This window comes from Rhodococcus sp. T9N, assembly GCF_024436645.1.
Classification (GTDB): domain Bacteria; phylum Actinomycetota; class Actinomycetes; order Mycobacteriales; family Mycobacteriaceae; genus Rhodococcus_F; species Rhodococcus_F qingshengii.
This window is the reverse complement of the sequence record NZ_JAMSKS010000029.1, coordinates 51627-67434: the sequence shown is the minus strand read 5'-3', so window position 1 is coordinate 67434 and position 15808 is coordinate 51627. Positions and strand designations below refer to the sequence as shown.

The following is a 15808-nucleotide window of genomic DNA, read 5'->3' as shown; positions in this document are numbered from 1 at the left end:
TCGCTCGGCGATTGCCCCTTAGCGCCGGATTTCGTCAATCTGCTCCCCGACCCCCGTCTCGCAGAGAGCCTGTGCGCCGGTTTCATCGGCGCCGTTCAGGTCGCAGCCTGCCTCGACGAACCGCACACCATCCGCCGTCGCGTCGATGATCTACTCCTGATGTGGTGCGGTACCGACCCTGCCACCGTCCGCAAGATCGAAGGAGCGACGCTGTGAACACCTCCAACTCACCGCAGAAGCCTCGCCCGGCCTCGTACACCGAAGACCTGCACAGGAGGCTGTTTTCCGACTTCCAGGTGCCACCTGTGGCCCTGACCGAACAACGTCCCCGCCGTTAGATGCCGGCACACGTGCGCCGTCCAGCGAAACCCGTTGACGGCGCACGTGTTAGGTACCCAGCGATACCCTGCCCGCGCTGCGCGGGCTGAGAGTGAAGAAGACGATGACCATGCCTGAGACAGAGACCGCACGTGCCTGGGTCCTCGACCGGACCCGATACCCCCAGCGATCCGCCCGCACCACTGCCGTACTGGACTGGAGCGCGGTCAGTCCGTCGACGCAATCTGCCGTCGCGGCACTCTCGACCACGATCGTCGACCCGAACGAACTCCTCGCCCCACCGAGCTGGTGGCGCCCGAGCTGGTGGCGCGCCCTCACCGGAAAACCCCGCGGCTACGCCCAACTGACCACCGAGCAACGCGAGGAGCTCAGGCAGGCGTACTCGGCGTTGCATTGGCCGCTACTCGAGGTAGGGACGGAGACCCGGCTCGTCGTGATCGCGGAAAATCTTGTCGCACGCATCATCTCCGACCCAGCCTGGGCGCACCCCCTGCTCGACGGACACCGCTCCGTTCTCGGTTTCACCATCGAGCTGCACATGATCGCGGCCGCCGCGCACGAACTCCTGCGCCTGCGGTCCACGACACCAACGCTGCCGGCAGATGACGGCACCGACCAACTCGCGAAAGCGAGGGCAGAGTGGGACCGCCGCCACGTCGTCGCCGCACACGTCGAAGACGCACTCGTGGACCGGGTCGCCGCGCTACGCGCCTACGAACAAGCCCTCACCCCGATCGGGGTCGCCCTGAACAATCTGCAGTCGGTGACCGAGCTGGCAGCCGGAGCCGCGGACGTGGACCGGATCTTCGGGCAGATCATCGGATCCGACTACGCCGCCGGCCACACCAATGCCATGCGGAAGGACATCGACGACGTCCGAGCCGGTCTCGACGCGCAAGTCGCTTACCTCGACAGTCTCATCGGCCCACACCGCAACGCCTGAACACACGACAAAGCGAACAGCACACAAACGGTCTGCCGCGACACCACTTCGTGATGCCTTGCCCTCGAAGGGATTCTGGTTGCGTCAGTCAGTGGTCGAGAGGTGGCTCAGGTGAGGATCGAAGGGTTCTCTCGCGTGTGAGGTACTGGTAGACCGCAGGTTGAGAAAGAGAAAAGCGTTTCATCAGCTCTGGGACGGACGATTCATGCCGTTCGTACAGGTCGAACATCTCCGCTTGCTGCTCCGGAGTGAGTTTCGGCTTACGTCCCTTGAACGCACCCGAGGCTTTCCGTTGGGCAACGCTCTCGTGCAGCCGCAACCGCAGTAGACCGGACTCGAACTGCGCGAACGTCGTCGACAGCATCGAAAACACGGTCTCACCGATCGGGTCCTTCGGATCGTGCACGACACCGTCGAACATCAACAACACGTCACGCCGTGACAGATCAGCAGTGATATCCGAAAGGTCCGGTACCGACCGCGCCAGCCGGTCGAGCGAGGTGACAACCAACGTGTCACGCGCAGACACCGCGCCGAGTGCCGCTGCAAGTGCCGGCCGCGGCCGATCAATACCGCTCAAACCATGATCGACATGAATCTGACCTGGTTCGACTCCGAGTTTCACGAGTTGGTCACGCTCGACCTGCTCATCGTCACCAGACGATGCGCACCGTGCGTAGCCAATCAACATCACACCATCGTATTCTACGAAGAACCCCAATCAAGTGTAGACGCCGACAGTGGCGGGCATCCGCTACATTGAACGCGGTTTTACCAGGTCGTAGGCAATCACCGCAGCATCGTGGAAGGAGCTGACGATGTCCGTAGTCCCACGCAAAGTCATCCGCAAGAAGCTCCTGAACACCGCCGTCCTCGACAAAATCGAACGCGAACACCTCAACCTCGACACCGATCAGATCCACCACAGCCTGCACCGACTGCGCCAGCACGTCACCGGCGCCTCACTGACCCGATGCCTCGACCAGTGGGAACACATCGTGAGCAACAACGACATCGACGCCGTCCGCGAGATCGAAGCCTCCGACACCGAGACTGCCCGCGAAATGCGCAACCTCTCACCCCTGACGGTTCTACTCAGCGAACCGGAACGACTCCACGTGATCGACGAACTTCGCACCTGCACGTCGACCAACGGCTGCTGATGTGGTGCACACCTGATTCGGCTACCGTCCGCATGATCGAAGGAGCATCACTATGACCAGCCCCATCGAGTCGGCGAACACGACGGAAGGCACTGCCGCGAGAACCCGCCCCCGGATCGGCCGTGCCCCCGGCAGCAAGAACGCGGAGCCCCAGGCTCGCGCAGTGCGAACACGGAACGCGATCATCGCCGTTGCGGCCCGTCACTTCGACACCGACGGGTACGGCCACACCAGTATGAACACCATCGCCCGCGCTGGAAAATTCGCCAAAGGCGCGATGTACTACCACTTTCCATCCAAAGAAGCGATCGGCAACCAACTCCTCTCCGACTGGACGCGCACCGTCGACGAAACCGTCACTGACGCAACGGCCGGTCCGAGCATGACAGCAGCAGAGCAACTGACAGCGATCTTCACGTCCCTCGCACGACAGATCACCGAGGACATCAACCTGCGTGCTGGCATGAAGCTCACTCTCGAACCCTCCATCGACAACACCGACGGCTTTGCACACTGGGTGGACGCCATCAGCAAGATCGTCGACACCGCCATCAGTGCCCGCCAAATCCCCGACACTCCCACCACACATCGACTTGCCTGGAACTTGTGCGCCGGCACCGTCGGAGCGGCCCACGCCTCCGCATCCTTGGGTGAAGACATCGACCTCGTCACCCGTATCGGTGACACCGTCGCAGCCCACATCAAGCCCGTGAGCGCATGAGATGATCGACGCAATCAGGACCACCAACTAGCTCGACGGCACATCAATATCGTCGCGAAACAGACAGGACAGGAGACGAAATGCCGTTCTTCGACAGATGGTCCAGGAGCGAGGACGAGCGACTACTCGCCTTGGCGATCAATACCACCCCGTACAACCTCGAACTCGGGCGATTCGACCCGGACGCCGCCGAACACATCGCCCCGCTGTGGATCGCAATCCGAGCCACCCCGCGGTGGCGCAATGCCGGCGTCACGCTCGAGAATGCGGTCGAGAAACTGACCGGGTCCATGTTGGGGGAGCGCTACAACGACGCCGGCGAGAAGATCCTCTCCCGATCGGACCGACGCAGCCTCAAGCGTTTCGCCGACGAAGCAGGCGTCATCCCAAAGGAAGGCACCGCCTAACCCCTGGCAGCGCATATGTGTCGGTGCTGTATGTGAGACTGCAAGGCTCGAAACGATCGGGCGAACACAGACCTATCTCAAGGAGCCCGACATGCCTATATCCACAGTCGCCGCAACAGTTCTTCTCTTTCTCGGAGCAGGAGCGTTGGCCCTACGCCAAGTCCTACTTGCAAAACTTCTGTGGGTCCTGGCCGCAGTGGCCGTGATCGCTTTGGCAGTCAACGGAATCCAGGCACGAAACATCATCGCGATCTGCGCCGCTGTCGTGATCCTTGGCGCCATCGCCGTCATCCTGTTCGTGATTCCGAACAAGAGCGAACGATCCTGAATGTTGCGGGTGAGGCGCCCGACCTCGATCAGGTCGGGCACCCGTCACGCTGGGAGAACACTCACCTATCGGGGAACACTCACTCGGTTGTACTCACCAGAACACCCAGACGAGACCGACCGCAGCAATCGAACCACCCGCCAACAAAACATTGCCTGCCCTCCCTGCACCTTCATTCCTCTCGACGACAACACTGAACGCCGCAACCGCGACACCGACAACGACCAAAAGAACCGCATACCAATTCATGCCGCGAATGAAAGCAGAAATCGCCTCGCCACCACAACGGGGTGTGTGCACTCAGAACCCGCAGTTCAGGCGAGGTGATGTCCGTCCAGGATGCGCCGCCATCGCGAGCGCCGGCAACGGTCGGGTGCACCGGAAGTTTCCGTGATCAGGTATCGGTCCGACGAGCAAAGTGTTTGCGCCACTTGGTGAAGGCGGTCGCGGCGAGGGCGACGGATCCGCTGACGAAGATCAGGAGGATTGCCCAGTTCAAAGCGGAGGCGTCCTCGACTGCGGCGTCGACGGCAGAAGGTAGAACCAGCAGGGGGAACAAGACTGTGGCGATGGTAGATGACCAACGTTGAACGATCTCACTGTCGATGAACTGCACGAATCTCGACATCTCGCCCCCGGCATCTCCGAATGTGTCGACCAGCGTCGAACGGTTTCGCATGAGCATATGGGGAGTCACCATCGGTACTCCGCAATTTGGGGGGACGCTATCGGTGGCCCCACGCAGCGCGGACCTGATCCCGCACTTCGTCCCGCGAGACAGGCACAGTCGCAACCGAACCTGGTAAATCGCCATCTCGACCGAGTCGCCGAGATATACGGTGAACCTCGCTTTTAGGAATTCCGGTGCGAGCCGCAATCGCCCGTACGGGAAGGTTGTCGGCCAGGAGTGCGTACACAGCTTGCTCTTTGACCTGATCGAACACCTGATTGGCGATCGTCGCGGCACGACGTGCCGTTGCTACTGCATCGCCGGCGGACTCCCCATGGCCGACACCGAATGCCGACTGAAATGGGCCGCGTGCCTCTCGCTCAGTCTGCGTCAGTGAGTCTTGCCAAGCGATGACATCGAGGTATGTTCGACTTTGTCCCATGCTGGGACACTAGCATCTGTCCCAATGTGGGACAAGAGCGTGGGGCTGGTTCGATCGTGAGGATCCCGGCACGCCCGGACCGGAATAGATACGCGTTCCTTCGTGGTCCGGGGGTAGCTGCCACTAACTGGAATCGACGTTGTGCGACAAGGCTTTCCATCGTTCGTGAGCGGTTTGCCGGGCCACCCCAGCGGCTCTGCCGATGTCCGTCCAGGATGCGCCGCCATCGCGAGCGCCGGCAACGGCACGGTCGAGTCGTTCCCCGCTCAAACGGTGGTCCTCAGCTGCTTGCCGTACCGCAGCCAGGTTCTCCGCGGGGCGAATGTGTTCGTGCCATTCGGTGCGGCAAAGTTCCTCGACTTCGCGTGGTGGCCATCCGTCGCCTTCGGTGTCGAATACCTGCCGTTCGGCAAGTGAGACAGAAGGATCGGTGACGCGTTCGAACATCAGCGGTGCTCTCCAGCCGCATGAGCACGTTGTCCGCCAGCCCACTGTGTCGGAATCGGGTACGAGTGTTCCATCTTCCAGCTCCATCCCCTCGGTGACGTGGGCCCTCACTTTCCTGTCGCCCGCCGCGATCGTTGCGGCGTAACCTTCGTGCCCGTCGTAGTCCCACGTCATCTCAGGCCCTTCTGTCAGGTAATCAACGAGTGTCAGGGTTCCCTGACGTCTACCCAGCCTGTCAGGAAACCCTGACAGTGACAAGGGGGTGGACCGAGTCGTTCGCGTCTCAGGTGGCGTGTCCGTCAATGGATCGTTTCTCGGACACGAAACAGACGACGACGATCAGACGAAGCGACCAGCCAGGGGAGTGTTGCAAAAACCTGTCCCATTGCTTTTGTCCCGAAACTTCGTCTGTCGGTGAGTTCTGCAACACTGTGCCCTTGTGAGCGACTTTTTGGGCTGTCAGTTTCAGAAGTCGGCTGCACGATTTCAGAAGTCTCCTGCAACTCTGAGTTCTTATGCCCACGTTAGGTTGCATCCGATGAGCGCCGCGATCCCTGACTGGTTAGCGCAGTGATGGTGTGGTTTTCCGTCAAGCCTTACTGGCCTTCGTTGAACTGCGGGTCTGGCGTCGTGGCCGGCCACGTACGACTATTGTCGCGCGAAGTGCTCGATCCGACACTTGTGGCATGGGCGGCGAGAAAGTTGTCGACGATGCGGATGCAGTCGTCGGTGTGGATGTGACGCAGTCCTGTAAGGCGAGCGAACACTATCGGTCCGAGGAGCTGAATGAGGGCGAAGGTGGTGTCGAGCTCGCCGAGCACATCGCGGGCGTCAGGGGCCGTCAGGATCTGATCCAGGGACTTGCGGTATTGCTCTATGACACGTGCCCGAAGTGAGACCACCGCGCCAGGATCGAGATCGCGCCGACTGGCGTCGCCGCTGTTGACGGGTCCCATTGCCAGCCACGCCAGCGTGGTCATCTGCACCGGAGCTTGGTCGATGAGGTCGGCTTGGGTGGTGAGCAACGAAATCAGACGTTCGCGTAGCGGACCGGTATCGATATCGGTGTCGACTGGGGGTAGTAGTCGCTCGAAGGTTGCCGCGAGCAGGTCGGTGGTACTTCCGAAGTGTCGGTACAGCGTGGCACGCGCAACCTTCGACATGCGGGTGACCGCCTCCACGGTGACCGCCTCGACACCGCCGGTGGACAGCAGCTGACCGGCAGCTTCGAGTAACCGGTTACGTGAGCGCGCCAGCCGGGGATCGGCCGGGCCCTCGGCTGCAACGAGAGGGTCGACCATGAACGGGCTCCGCTCCATTTGACTGACAAAATATCTCCTCGCATGACCATTCTGTCACACCCACAGAGTTATGATACTAATAGTCTCGTACCGAGACGACCGGTCTCGAACTGGGAGGCTGGCCATGAACGAACGTGGATCCGACTCTGCCGGCGTCGCTCGATGGAGCGGCGCCCAGTGGTGGATGTTGATTGTGTCGTGCATGGCGGTCGCGTTGGTGGTGGCCGCAATGGCGGCATTGTATTCAGCGTTGCCACAGATCGCGGTCGCGACAGGGGCGACGCAAGCTCAACTTACCTGGATAGTCGACGGTTATACGTTGGTATTGGCGTGCTTCGTTCTGCCTGCCGGTGCGATCGGTGATCGTTACGGTCGCCGGGGGGTGCTCGTGGCGGGGTTGGCGTTGTTCGCTTTCGCGTCGGCATTGCCCTTGTTTCTTGCTGACCCGGCGTGGCTGATCGCTGCTCGCGCGTTGGCTGGGGCGGGTGCGGCGCTGGTCATGCCCTCGACGCTGTCGATACTGACCGCGGGATTTCCACCGGCGCATCGCGGTCGCGCTGTAGGGGTGTGGGCCGGGGTTGCTGGATCCGGGGCGGTCCTGGGCATCCTCGGGGCTGGAGTGCTGCTCGAGCAGTGGTCGTGGACCTCGGTGTTCGTCGGGTTGACCGTCGCCGGAGCGGTTCTGGCCGGGTTGGCATGCAGTATCGCGGAGTCCCGCCAGCAGGAGCATCCACCGGTCGATTGGGTGGGCGCTGTGACCGTAGTTGTGGCAGTCGGGGCGATCGTCTTCGCTGTGATCGAGGTTCCGGCCCGTGGCTGGTCGGATTCGCTCGTCGCCATCAGCACTGCGGTGGGCTTGTTCGCAGTTGTGGTGTTCGTCGTCGTAGAACTACGTTCCTCGGCACCGCTACTCGATGTCCGGTTGTTCGCCCGCCGTGGTTTCGGTGCCGGCGCGCTGTCTGTCTGTATCCAATTTCTGGTGACCTTCGGGGTGTTCTTGCTGTTGGTGCAGTATCTGCAGTTGATTCTCGGTTATGGACCGCTCACCGCCGCGTTGGCGTTGACCCCTATGGTCGTGCCGCTCATCGTGATCTCGGTGATTGCACCCTGGCTGTCGAACATTGTTGGGCTGCGGGTGATGACCACTGTAGGTCTGCTCACCATCGCGGCGGGACTGGTGATGGTGAGCAGACTGACCGTCGCTGCGACTTACCCTGACCTGCTGTGGCCCCTGCTCATCATGAGCGCGGGTTTGGGGTTGTGTACCGCTCCTGCGACTTTCGCCATCGTCTCGGACACTCCAGAGGCCAAGCACGGGGTGGCTGCCGCGGTCAACGACGCGGCTCGCGAAATCGGTGCCGCGATTGGGATTGCGGTAGCCGGTAGCGTGCTCGCGGCCGGTTACGTTCAGCACATCCAGCCGGCTCTGCCCCAGCTACCCGAGCCAGCCCGTGGTCCGGTGGCCGATTCTCTGGCCGCCGCATTGCAGGTCGCCGACCGCGCAGGACCAGCTGGCCAGCCGCTGGCCGAGTTCGCCAAAGCCGCATTCGTACATGGAAGTGGTCAGGCGACACTGGCGTTGGCGGCCCTGACCGCCGCTGGGGCACTCGTGCTCGCCGTCGTTGCGCCAGGTAGACGCAGCCGAACGACAGCCACCGCGGGTGATGGACGTCGATGAGGTCGGCCAGGGTGTCTATTCTTCGGTGTGATTCGTGTCTGTGGCCCGGAGTTGAGCTCGGGCTTGGGACTGCATGAAGTGTTCGACCTCGACCACCACGAACAGGGCAGTAGCGGTGGCGACCGAGCGGCCCTGCGCATCGTCCATCGTGGCCGTGAGATCCAGTTTGCGCCCATCACGAGACCGAACGGCAGCACGCAACACGTAGGGAGTGCCGAGCAGAACCGGCGCTAGATAGTCGAGCTCGAGACGCCGCGTCACGGCGAGCTCACCCACTGTGTAGAGCAGGAAGCCGAACAGATCGTCGAGAACGGTCGCCACCGCGCCGCCGTGTGCTATCCCGGGTGCCCCGACATGACGTTGATCGAACACATGGTGAGCCACCACGCCGTTCTCGTCACGCTGGACCGACAGGGCGTGGCCGTGCGGGTTCTGCGGCCCACAACCAAGACAGTCGGGGTGGTGGGGCGGTAAATCAGGCGACTCGGAAGTCGTGCCCCAGAACGAGCGCACCCAGTTCTCGATAGTGGGGCCGGCCGACCCGCTGACCTCGTCCGGAATTCTCTTCATGGTCGGACCTCTCTGTCGTGAAAAAACTGTGCCGAGTCTGTCGCGTCTTCGTGCGCTCGGCCTGCACCGCTGTCAGTTTCGAAAGATAAACTGCACTATGTCAGAAGTGAACCGCACTAAAGGATCGACCAAGCCGACATAGCTTTAAAGAGAGAAGTGATCTCCCGCGAGGATTTCGGACCTGGAGATGACTATTCTGAGGCCGCGTTTGCGGACTGCCCGTAACTGAGTTCTTGTCTAGGGAACATTCCAGCCACCACGAAGGGCATCTCGCGAATGCAACTATCTCACACCCGACCTGCCTCGGCCGAATGCTGCGACGACCCCAATCTCTGCCGCTCCGCGGCGGCAGGCGAGGCCCGCGCGCCTCGCATCAAGATGACCGCGCTCTGAGGTCGATTTGTTGCGCCCAACGCTTGAAGGAGCGCGTCCAGCGCGATGTCCTCGTTATCGAATATCAAGATTGCATGGAGGTCGTCGCGGAGTGCGCAGCGGGCGCAGAAACGGGCTCGGTAGCGTTCGCCCTTCGTGGTTGCAGGCGTTCGCAGCGCAGGTCGAGCGCGATGCCGGCGCACTCTTGGCGCTGATCGCGGAGTTGAACCGTCAGATCGGCGACCTCGAAGCCGAACTGACCCGCCATTTTGGAACACACCCGGACGCTGACACGCAACGCCGCCGTCTACCTCTCCCTGCCAGGAATCGGTGTCATCCTCGCCGCCCGGGGCTCGGTGAATTCAGCGACGACGTCGACCGCTACACCAACGCCGAGTCTCGCAAGAATTACGCCGGTACGTCACCCCTACAGTTTCGTCGGGCAAGAAGCGGGCCGTACTGGCTCGACATATCCGCAACGGGCGGCTCTACGATGCCATCGACCGGTGGGCGTTCTGCGCCCTCAGCCAGAGTCCGGCCGCTCGCGCGTTCTACGACCAACACCGTGCTACCGGAGACCTCCACCACCAAGCGCTCCGCGCACTCGCCAACAGACTTGTCGGGCCACTGCACGGGTGCGTACGCCACTGCACCGAATACGACGAACACACCGCTTGGGCATACCGCACCGCGCAACAACCCGACGCAGCTTGACAAGGTACAATTCTGGGATATCTAGGGTGATTCAGTCCATTTTGTGGCGGGACGCGAAACCGGGATGGCTGAATGGCAGACTGCGTGAGAAGGCCACGCCTACGGTTGCGGCCGCGCCGTCGACGATCCCCCACGTCGTCTCTGATAGGTGTGCGGCGAAGAACGTATCGTCCACCCCTTGCTCACGACCGTTGTCGATCCACCACTGAGTCGCAGATAGACCAGAACCCAGAATGGACGCCACGGCCAAGGGAATGACCGAAGTATCTGCGTGAACACGCTGAAGACTTTCACTGAACCGATCGGCGACGACCTCCATCACCGACCTCAGTTCGTCAGCAACTCCGCCATTTCCCGATCCGGAGTACTGAAACAAGTGATTCGCCATAAGGAATCTGACGACCGTGGGATACCGCCCGACGATCGTGACGTAGCTCTGGACGGACGAGCGAACCATGTCGTCAACCGAAGCATAATCTTGGTCGGCGAGAATAGTGGCTTTCGCCGAATCCCACATCAACGCACCGAGTTTCGCCGCCACCGCCGCGTTCAAGCCCGCTTTGTCGCCAAAGTAGCGGTACAGCTTTGGTTTAGATACACGGGCCTCCGCAGCGATGTCGTCCATGCTGACGCCTGCACCATACCGTTCGATGATCCGTATGGTCGCGTCGACCAGCTGCGCGCGTACCTCGACTCTATGCTCATCCCAGCGGGTGCTACGGGCATCGGTAACTCGACGCTGCACCTGAGATGGAGTAAATGAAACGCGGCGGACGAATGACATTGTGGGGTTAACAATACCCTGAAGGGTCCTCTCAAGCGAGTCGGGCTGGAGAGCCGTTCGCTGAAACCTCTCGGTTCGCTCGCAGCGGTTCGGCACCCTCCCTCAAGCAGCCGATCGGCCGCCGGATCGCACCGTGTCGATCACATACACCGGCGGCACGACCGGAAAGCCGAAGGGAGCCATCGGAGGCTTCGGCATTGTTCACGATGACGCAGATTCAACTCTCCGGAGTGAGAATGGCCGGGTACCCTAAATTCTCGTTGTGCACCCCGCTGTCGCATGCTGGGGCTGCGTTCTTCGTGCCGACCCTGACGAAAGGCGGCCCGATGATGGTGCTGCCGAAGTTTTATCCGCCGAGGTGCTGCGCACCATCGACGCAAAAAAGATCACCGTGGCGATGCCATCGATGCTGTACGCCTCGATGGACCCCTCCCAACTCGGACACGCGCGGCCTGTCGACGATCGTGGCCGTCTCACGAGCTCATGTGTGTCCGGTCGACGGTTCAAAAGCCATCGCCTACCGTGGCTGCGTCCAATCGGGCCGCTGCTTCGTTGAAATAGTTTGGTGCCTCCATGTTGATCATGTGACCGATCTGTGGCAACGCCACGAACTCATGCAACCGGCGGCGCTGCTGCAGTCGGTCGGCGAGATCAATGGAATGAACCGCGGGTGTCAACTTGTCGGCCGAGCCCACGATCACGGTCGTCGGAACCGTAAGTGAGTCGATTCCTTTGCTTACATCGATGGTGGCCAGGACCCTGCCCCACATTCCCCGAACCGCAGGGGGGCACCGCAGTACTATGTCGGAACACTCAGCCACAACGTCTGCTGGCGCGTGTGGACCCATCGTCCCGTATTTCACCAACCGTCGGTTGAAGCGAGTGTCAAGCATCTCCGGTCCCGCGGTGGCGAGCCCGGCTGCGAAGGCCCGCTCCAGTGAGGCGCGGAATCGACGTGGCGACCCAATTAGCGTCGATTTACTCACCAACTGCGAGGGGCCGGTACTCGCCAAGACGGCACCGCGGGATAAGACGGGCACCGACTCCGGGTGCTCGGCAGCCCAACCCATGATGGACATCCCGCCCATACTGTGACCGGTCACCAATGCCTTACGATTAGACGTGACAACAGCGCGCAAGACAGCCTCGAGATCGTCGCCGAGCACCGACGAAGAGAAGGGCGCGCGACCCCGGTCGCTCCAGCCATGCCCTCGTTGGTCATACACCACCACACGGTGTGTGGTGGCGAAGTGCTCGATCTGAGGTCTCCAGAACCGACCTTGGCAAGCCCACCCGTGGCTGAACACCAGCAGCGGCGCATCATCACCGAGCCCGTACTCCTCGACAAACAGCCTCGTGCCGTCACTGGAGAGAACCTCCCGCGACCGCCGCGACAATAGGCCAGCTTTCGAGGAGTCAGAGGTCATCGAAACTCACCGTCACAGCGTCGGTGAGCGGAAGTGCCTGGCACGCGAGTCGCTCGCCGTCCTCAATGTCGTCGTCTACGAGGATGTTGTTCTGCACCATCTCGACATCGCCATCGATGAGCTTGCACACACACGCGCTGCATGCGCCCTCTCGGCACGAGTACGGGGCATTGTGCCCTCGCGAGAGCAGCACATCGAGCAGAGGCGTGTTACGTGGCCACTCCGTGGTGATGCACTCTCCGTTCAGGTAAACCGTGGCCGTAGCTACACCCTCGTCGTCACTGAGTCGACGCAGTGTTGCGGTGTCGAACGGGTCACCCGTCAGCGACTGGAATACCTCTCGATGTACATCCGAATGATCCACTCCGCATGCGGCGGCAGAGCTTTCCACAAGATCCATGAAAGGGGAGGGCCCGCAGGTGAAAATTGCCGATCCCTTGTGTTCACGAATAATCTTTTCTACAGCCTCTGATGTGGGAATCCCGTTCTCCGACTCAAGCCAGTCAACCAAAGTGAACCGCTCGGCGAATTCAGATCTAATCTGCTCAAGCCGGCACTCGTACATGATCGAATCGGAGTCACGGTTTGCGTAGAACAGGACAACTTCCCCACTGCCCGACACCAGAGCCGACTGCACCAGCGACAGAACCGGAGTGATGCCGCTTCCGCCAGCGAAGAAGAGCAAGTCGACGTCGAGGCTCTTAGCGGTAAACTTTCCCGATGGCGTGAGGACGGTCACCTCCATGCCGATGGAAACGTTGTCACACAACCAATTCGACGCATACCCCCCAGCGGTGCGCTTCACCCCGATCTCGAGGCGGAAGTCATCGACATGAGGCGAACTGCTCAGCGAGTAGCATCGTGCGACGTGGCCCGTCTGGTCGGACGGGATCTTCAACGTAATGAACTGCCCGGGTAGATGCTTGAAATCGTCGACGATCTCGTCAGGCACTTCGAAGGCGATGCTCACGGAGTCCTTGGTCTCCTGCACGACCTCCGACACGGTCAGCGTTCGCGATCGCGCGGTGGTGCCCGGCCGATTCTCCTGTTCGAGGGTCATTTGATGATCCCCCGCTTACGAGCCAAGGCGTAGCCCGCGCGTGTGACAGGCGCAGAGATGTCCTGGTAGCGCGGACCGACAACGCGTGCGACAAAGTCGAAGCCACGTGCGTCTGCGCCGATCAGCACTCGGGGCTTCTTCTTGTCCATTCCCTTGAGGATGGCGCACGCAGCTTTCTCCGGAGTGGTCCTGGCGATGTTGTTGAACATCGAGGCAATGGTGGCGGTATCTGCCCCCATACCGGATACACCACGAGCGTTGTTGACGATATTAGTCTTGACGCCGCCGGGGTGAACGCATGTCACCGTGACCGGATGCCGACTGATTTTCATCTCTTGCCGAAGCGCTTCGGTGAAGCCACGCACACCGAACTTCGCGGCGTTGTAAGCGCTTTGACTGGGGATCCCGACCAGACCGAAGACGCTGGAGGTGTTTACCAGATGACCATCACCAGAGGCGATCAGATAAGGCAGGAACGCCTTGGTCCCGTTGACGACACCACCGAAGTTGATGCCCATCAGCCAGTCGAAATCCTCCCAGGACATGTCGACAACGTCGGCGCCGAGGGCGACGCCGGCATTGTTGAACACCATGTTGACGCGCCCGAAAGACGACTGCACGCTCTCTGCGTAAACCTGGAACGCAGCACGATCTGCCACGTCCAACACCGCGGTCTCCACGGTCGCACGATGCGCGGTACGGCACATGTCCGCCGTCTCCTCGAGATGCACTTCGTCGACGTCGGACAAGGCAAGGCTGGCCCCGCGTTCGGCCAGTTGGAGGGCAAGGGACCGACCGATCCCTGAGGCGGCTCCCGTGACGACTGCGACCTGGGTCGCGTAATTGCCTGCTGTCGAACTACTCACTGTCGGATACTCACTTCTCGATGACCTACGGTTGGATTGTCAGGCGATCTCGTACTCGGCGGGATCGAAGTCTTTCGTCGCTCGCCAGTACTGCCAGGTGAACCCGGGCCACACCGTACGGTTGACACCTTGCGAGTCCAGATACCAACTCGTACATCCGCCGTTGGTCCACACGCCCTTGGCGAGCTTGTGTTGGATGCTCTTGTTGAAGTGTTCTTGAACCTCGGCCCGCACATCAACACGCTCCGCACCTCGACTGTCGACGGCGTCGATGGCCTTCATGATGTACTTGATCTGCTGCTCGATCATGAACACGACAGAGTTGTGCCCAAGACCCGTGTTAGGTCCGAGCAGGAAGAACAGGTTCGGGAAGCCCTCGGTGGTGATGCCGAGGTGGGTATTGATGCCCGTCCGGTGCCAGTGCGACGGCAAGTCCTCGCCCCGAGCGCCCTTGAGCGCGAGTTGATCGAACCCGTCCGTGACATGGAACCCTGTGGCGTAAATGATCACATCCACAGGGTGTGACACGCCGTCAGGGGTGACGATCGAATCGGCAGTGATCTTTTCGATCCGATCGCTGATCACTGTCGTGTTGGGGGCGGCGAGCGCAGGGTAGTAGTCGTTCGATCCCAGGATGCGCTTGCATCCGATGCGGTAGGACGGCATCAGCTTCCGGCGGAGCTCGGGGTCGGTGATAGAACGCTCGATGTTCCATTTCGCCACCTTTTCGATCGGTCGCATAAGGTTGGAGTGGCCGTTAAGCCCGAAGGCCAGGCTCTCTGCGCCCCAGTAGACCGACCACCGAGCGAGGCGGCGAGTAATAGGGATCTTGCTGAGCAGCGTCCGAAGTACCGGCGGCACCGCGAAGTTCTTGCGTGGAAGTACCCAAGCCGGGGTTCGCTGGAAGACCGTGAGTGTGCCGGCGTCCTTCTGCACGAACGGCACGAACTGAATCGCGCTGGCACCGGTGCCAATGACGGCCACCCGCTTGCCCTGGAGATCCACCGTGTGGTCCCACTGTGCCGAATGGAACGCCTGACCGGCGAACTCGTCGATTCCGGGGATATTCGGAAAATTCGGGATGTGCAGAGCGCCGACACCGGACACGATGTACTGCGCGACGTACTCCCGGCCCGACTCGGTACGCAGGTGCCACCGAGATTCGGACTCGCTCCAGTATCCGGAGACCAACTTCTGCCCGAAGTGGATCTTCTGAGTGACACCACGCTTGTTGGAGATATCTTTCAGGTACTGCTCGATTTCGGGCTGCGAGGACCACACCTTCGACCAGCTACCGCGACTCTCGAACGAGTAGGAGTACATCAGTGACGGTACGTCGCACGCGCATCCCGGATAGGTGTTGTCGCGCCACGTCCCACCGACGGAGTCGGCCTTTTCTAGAACGATGAAATCACTGTACCCGCGTCGTCGGAGCTGGACGGCCATACCGAGGCCAGAGAAGCCGCTGCCGATGATGAGAACTTTGGTAGTGATGGGCTCGGTTATTCCCGGGTCTGTCGCCGTGGCGGCGGACTTGGCGTTGGAGGACGGCATTGTGAAAAACTCCTGATCGAAT

At 61.3% G+C, this 15808-nt stretch carries 17 protein-coding genes and 3 pseudogenes; 9 read left to right on the top strand and 11 right to left on the bottom strand.

What is annotated here, in order from left to right; translation table 11 throughout:
* Positions 1–216 (top strand): annotated as a pseudogene (locus tag M1L53_RS30400) (hypothetical protein); the annotation flags it as partial.
* 232 nt (positions 217–448) lie between these two features.
* Positions 449–1282, top strand: a complete 834-nt coding sequence (locus M1L53_RS30395) for a hypothetical protein (RefSeq protein WP_257207822.1) — start codon at positions 449–451, stop codon at positions 1280–1282.
* A gap of 88 nt (positions 1283–1370) precedes the next feature.
* Here M1L53_RS30395 and M1L53_RS30390 read toward each other — a convergent pair whose 3' ends face one another.
* Positions 1371–1973, bottom strand: coding sequence for a recombinase family protein (locus M1L53_RS30390; protein ID WP_011331222.1), 603 nt, complete (start codon positions 1971–1973; stop codon positions 1371–1373).
* A gap of 127 nt (positions 1974–2100) precedes the next feature.
* On the opposite strand from M1L53_RS30390, the gene M1L53_RS30385 reads away from it, so the two are divergent.
* The 4 genes from M1L53_RS30385 to M1L53_RS30370 all read left to right on the top strand — a co-directional run bounded on the left by M1L53_RS30385 (position 2101) and on the right by M1L53_RS30370 (position 3901).
* Positions 2101–2445: a hypothetical protein gene (locus M1L53_RS30385; protein ID WP_011331223.1), complete on the top strand. Its 345-nt coding sequence runs from the start codon at positions 2101–2103 to the stop codon at positions 2443–2445.
* 52 nt (positions 2446–2497) lie between these two features.
* Entirely contained in the window at positions 2498–3166 is a 669-nt protein-coding gene (locus tag M1L53_RS30380) for a TetR/AcrR family transcriptional regulator (RefSeq protein ID WP_011331224.1), read from the top strand.
* Between the two features lie 80 nt (positions 3167–3246).
* Positions 3247–3573 (top strand): hypothetical protein, encoded by a 327-nt coding sequence (locus tag M1L53_RS30375; protein WP_011331225.1) that lies wholly within the window; start codon positions 3247–3249, stop codon positions 3571–3573.
* Positions 3574–3664: 91 nt separating this feature from the next.
* Positions 3665–3901: a hypothetical protein gene (locus tag M1L53_RS30370; RefSeq protein ID WP_011331226.1), complete on the top strand. Its 237-nt coding sequence runs from the start codon at positions 3665–3667 to the stop codon at positions 3899–3901.
* Between the two features lie 394 nt (positions 3902–4295).
* On the opposite strand, the gene M1L53_RS30365 is transcribed toward M1L53_RS30370, so the two are convergent.
* The 4 genes from M1L53_RS30365 to M1L53_RS30350 form a co-directional block, all read right to left on the bottom strand.
* A complete protein-coding gene (locus M1L53_RS30365) occupies positions 4296–4601 on the bottom strand; it encodes a hypothetical protein (protein ID WP_257207823.1) in 306 nt (101 codons plus the stop codon).
* Between the two features lie 25 nt (positions 4602–4626).
* On the bottom strand, positions 4627–5013 hold the full coding sequence (locus M1L53_RS30360) for a helix-turn-helix domain-containing protein (RefSeq protein ID WP_041814308.1): 387 nt from the start codon (positions 5011–5013) through the stop codon (positions 4627–4629).
* A 123-nt stretch (positions 5014–5136) separates the two neighbouring features.
* Positions 5137–5634, bottom strand: a complete 498-nt coding sequence (locus tag M1L53_RS30355; RefSeq protein WP_142006780.1) for an AsnC family protein — start codon at positions 5632–5634, stop codon at positions 5137–5139.
* Positions 5635–6056: 422 nt separating this feature from the next.
* Positions 6057–6761 (bottom strand): TetR/AcrR family transcriptional regulator, encoded by a 705-nt coding sequence (locus M1L53_RS30350; protein WP_054827583.1) that lies wholly within the window; start codon positions 6759–6761, stop codon positions 6057–6059.
* Between the two features lie 124 nt (positions 6762–6885).
* Here M1L53_RS30350 and M1L53_RS30345 point away from each other — a divergent pair, with 124 nt between their 5' ends.
* The gene (locus tag M1L53_RS30345) at positions 6886–8439 is read left to right on the top strand and encodes an MFS transporter (RefSeq protein WP_054827582.1); all 1554 of its coding nucleotides are present in this window, start codon (positions 6886–6888) and stop codon (positions 8437–8439) included.
* 15 nt (positions 8440–8454) lie between these two features.
* Here M1L53_RS30345 and M1L53_RS30340 read toward each other — a convergent pair whose 3' ends face one another.
* Positions 8455–9009 carry a PaaI family thioesterase gene (locus M1L53_RS30340; protein ID WP_115304718.1) on the bottom strand — a complete coding sequence of 185 codons (555 nt, stop codon included), beginning with the start codon at positions 9007–9009 and terminating at the stop codon, positions 8455–8457.
* A 571-nt stretch (positions 9010–9580) separates the two neighbouring features.
* Between M1L53_RS30340 and M1L53_RS30335 the strand changes: the two are divergent.
* Positions 9581–10095, top strand: a pseudogene (locus M1L53_RS30335) (transposase); the annotation flags it as partial.
* Positions 10096–10126: 31 nt separating this feature from the next.
* On the opposite strand, the gene M1L53_RS30330 reads toward M1L53_RS30335, so the two are convergent.
* Entirely contained in the window at positions 10127–10879 is a 753-nt protein-coding gene (locus M1L53_RS30330) for a TetR/AcrR family transcriptional regulator (RefSeq protein ID WP_054827597.1), read from the bottom strand.
* A 106-nt stretch (positions 10880–10985) separates the two neighbouring features.
* On the opposite strand from M1L53_RS30330, the pseudogene M1L53_RS30325 reads away from it, so the two are divergent.
* Positions 10986–11352 (top strand): annotated as a pseudogene (locus M1L53_RS30325) (AMP-binding protein); the annotation flags it as partial.
* Positions 11353–11382: 30 nt separating this feature from the next.
* Here the strand turns inward: M1L53_RS30325 and M1L53_RS30320 are convergent.
* Genes M1L53_RS30320 through M1L53_RS30305 form a run of 4 tightly spaced genes read right to left on the bottom strand, consistent with a single transcriptional unit; the run spans position 11383 to position 15786 of the window.
* Positions 11383–12306, bottom strand: coding sequence for an alpha/beta fold hydrolase (locus M1L53_RS30320; protein ID WP_027498239.1), 924 nt, complete (start codon positions 12304–12306; stop codon positions 11383–11385).
* Entirely contained in the window at positions 12296–13366 is a 1071-nt protein-coding gene (locus M1L53_RS30315) for a ferredoxin--NADP reductase (RefSeq protein WP_115304719.1), read from the bottom strand. The genes M1L53_RS30320 and M1L53_RS30315 overlap by 11 nt, the downstream gene beginning before the upstream one ends.
* Positions 13363–14232, bottom strand: coding sequence for an SDR family oxidoreductase (locus M1L53_RS30310; RefSeq protein WP_115304720.1), 870 nt, complete (start codon positions 14230–14232; stop codon positions 13363–13365). Before M1L53_RS30310 ends, M1L53_RS30315 begins: the two co-directional genes overlap by 4 nt.
* Before the next feature lie 39 nt (positions 14233–14271).
* The gene (locus M1L53_RS30305; RefSeq protein ID WP_032370853.1) at positions 14272–15786 is read right to left on the bottom strand and encodes an NAD(P)/FAD-dependent oxidoreductase; all 1515 of its coding nucleotides are present in this window, start codon (positions 15784–15786) and stop codon (positions 14272–14274) included.
* Positions 15787–15808: the final 22 nt, after the last annotated feature.

Coding starts and splice junctions, on each gene's coding strand:
- M1L53_RS30395 (WP_257207822.1), top strand. CDS start 449: ATGCCTGAGACAGAGACCGCACGTGCCTGGGTCCTCGACCGGACCCGA.
- M1L53_RS30390 (WP_011331222.1), bottom strand. CDS start 1,973: ATGTTGATTGGCTACGCACGGTGCGCATCGTCTGGTGACGATGAGCAG.
- M1L53_RS30385 (WP_011331223.1), top strand. CDS start 2,101: ATGTCCGTAGTCCCACGCAAAGTCATCCGCAAGAAGCTCCTGAACACC.
- M1L53_RS30380 (WP_011331224.1), top strand. CDS start 2,498: ATGACCAGCCCCATCGAGTCGGCGAACACGACGGAAGGCACTGCCGCG.
- M1L53_RS30375 (WP_011331225.1), top strand. CDS start 3,247: ATGCCGTTCTTCGACAGATGGTCCAGGAGCGAGGACGAGCGACTACTC.
- M1L53_RS30370 (WP_011331226.1), top strand. CDS start 3,665: ATGCCTATATCCACAGTCGCCGCAACAGTTCTTCTCTTTCTCGGAGCA.
- M1L53_RS30365 (WP_257207823.1), bottom strand. CDS start 4,601: ATGGTGACTCCCCATATGCTCATGCGAAACCGTTCGACGCTGGTCGAC.
- M1L53_RS30360 (WP_041814308.1), bottom strand. CDS start 5,013: ATGGGACAAAGTCGAACATACCTCGATGTCATCGCTTGGCAAGACTCA.
- M1L53_RS30355 (WP_142006780.1), bottom strand. CDS start 5,634: ATGACGTGGGACTACGACGGGCACGAAGGTTACGCCGCAACGATCGCG.
- M1L53_RS30350 (WP_054827583.1), bottom strand. CDS start 6,761: ATGGTCGACCCTCTCGTTGCAGCCGAGGGCCCGGCCGATCCCCGGCTG.
- M1L53_RS30345 (WP_054827582.1), top strand. CDS start 6,886: ATGAACGAACGTGGATCCGACTCTGCCGGCGTCGCTCGATGGAGCGGC.
- M1L53_RS30340 (WP_115304718.1), bottom strand. CDS start 9,009: ATGAAGAGAATTCCGGACGAGGTCAGCGGGTCGGCCGGCCCCACTATC.
- M1L53_RS30330 (WP_054827597.1), bottom strand. CDS start 10,879: ATGTCATTCGTCCGCCGCGTTTCATTTACTCCATCTCAGGTGCAGCGT.
- M1L53_RS30320 (WP_027498239.1), bottom strand. CDS start 12,306: ATGACCTCTGACTCCTCGAAAGCTGGCCTATTGTCGCGGCGGTCGCGG.
- M1L53_RS30315 (WP_115304719.1), bottom strand. CDS start 13,366: ATGACCCTCGAACAGGAGAATCGGCCGGGCACCACCGCGCGATCGCGA.
- M1L53_RS30305 (WP_032370853.1), bottom strand. CDS start 15,786: ATGCCGTCCTCCAACGCCAAGTCCGCCGCCACGGCGACAGACCCGGGA.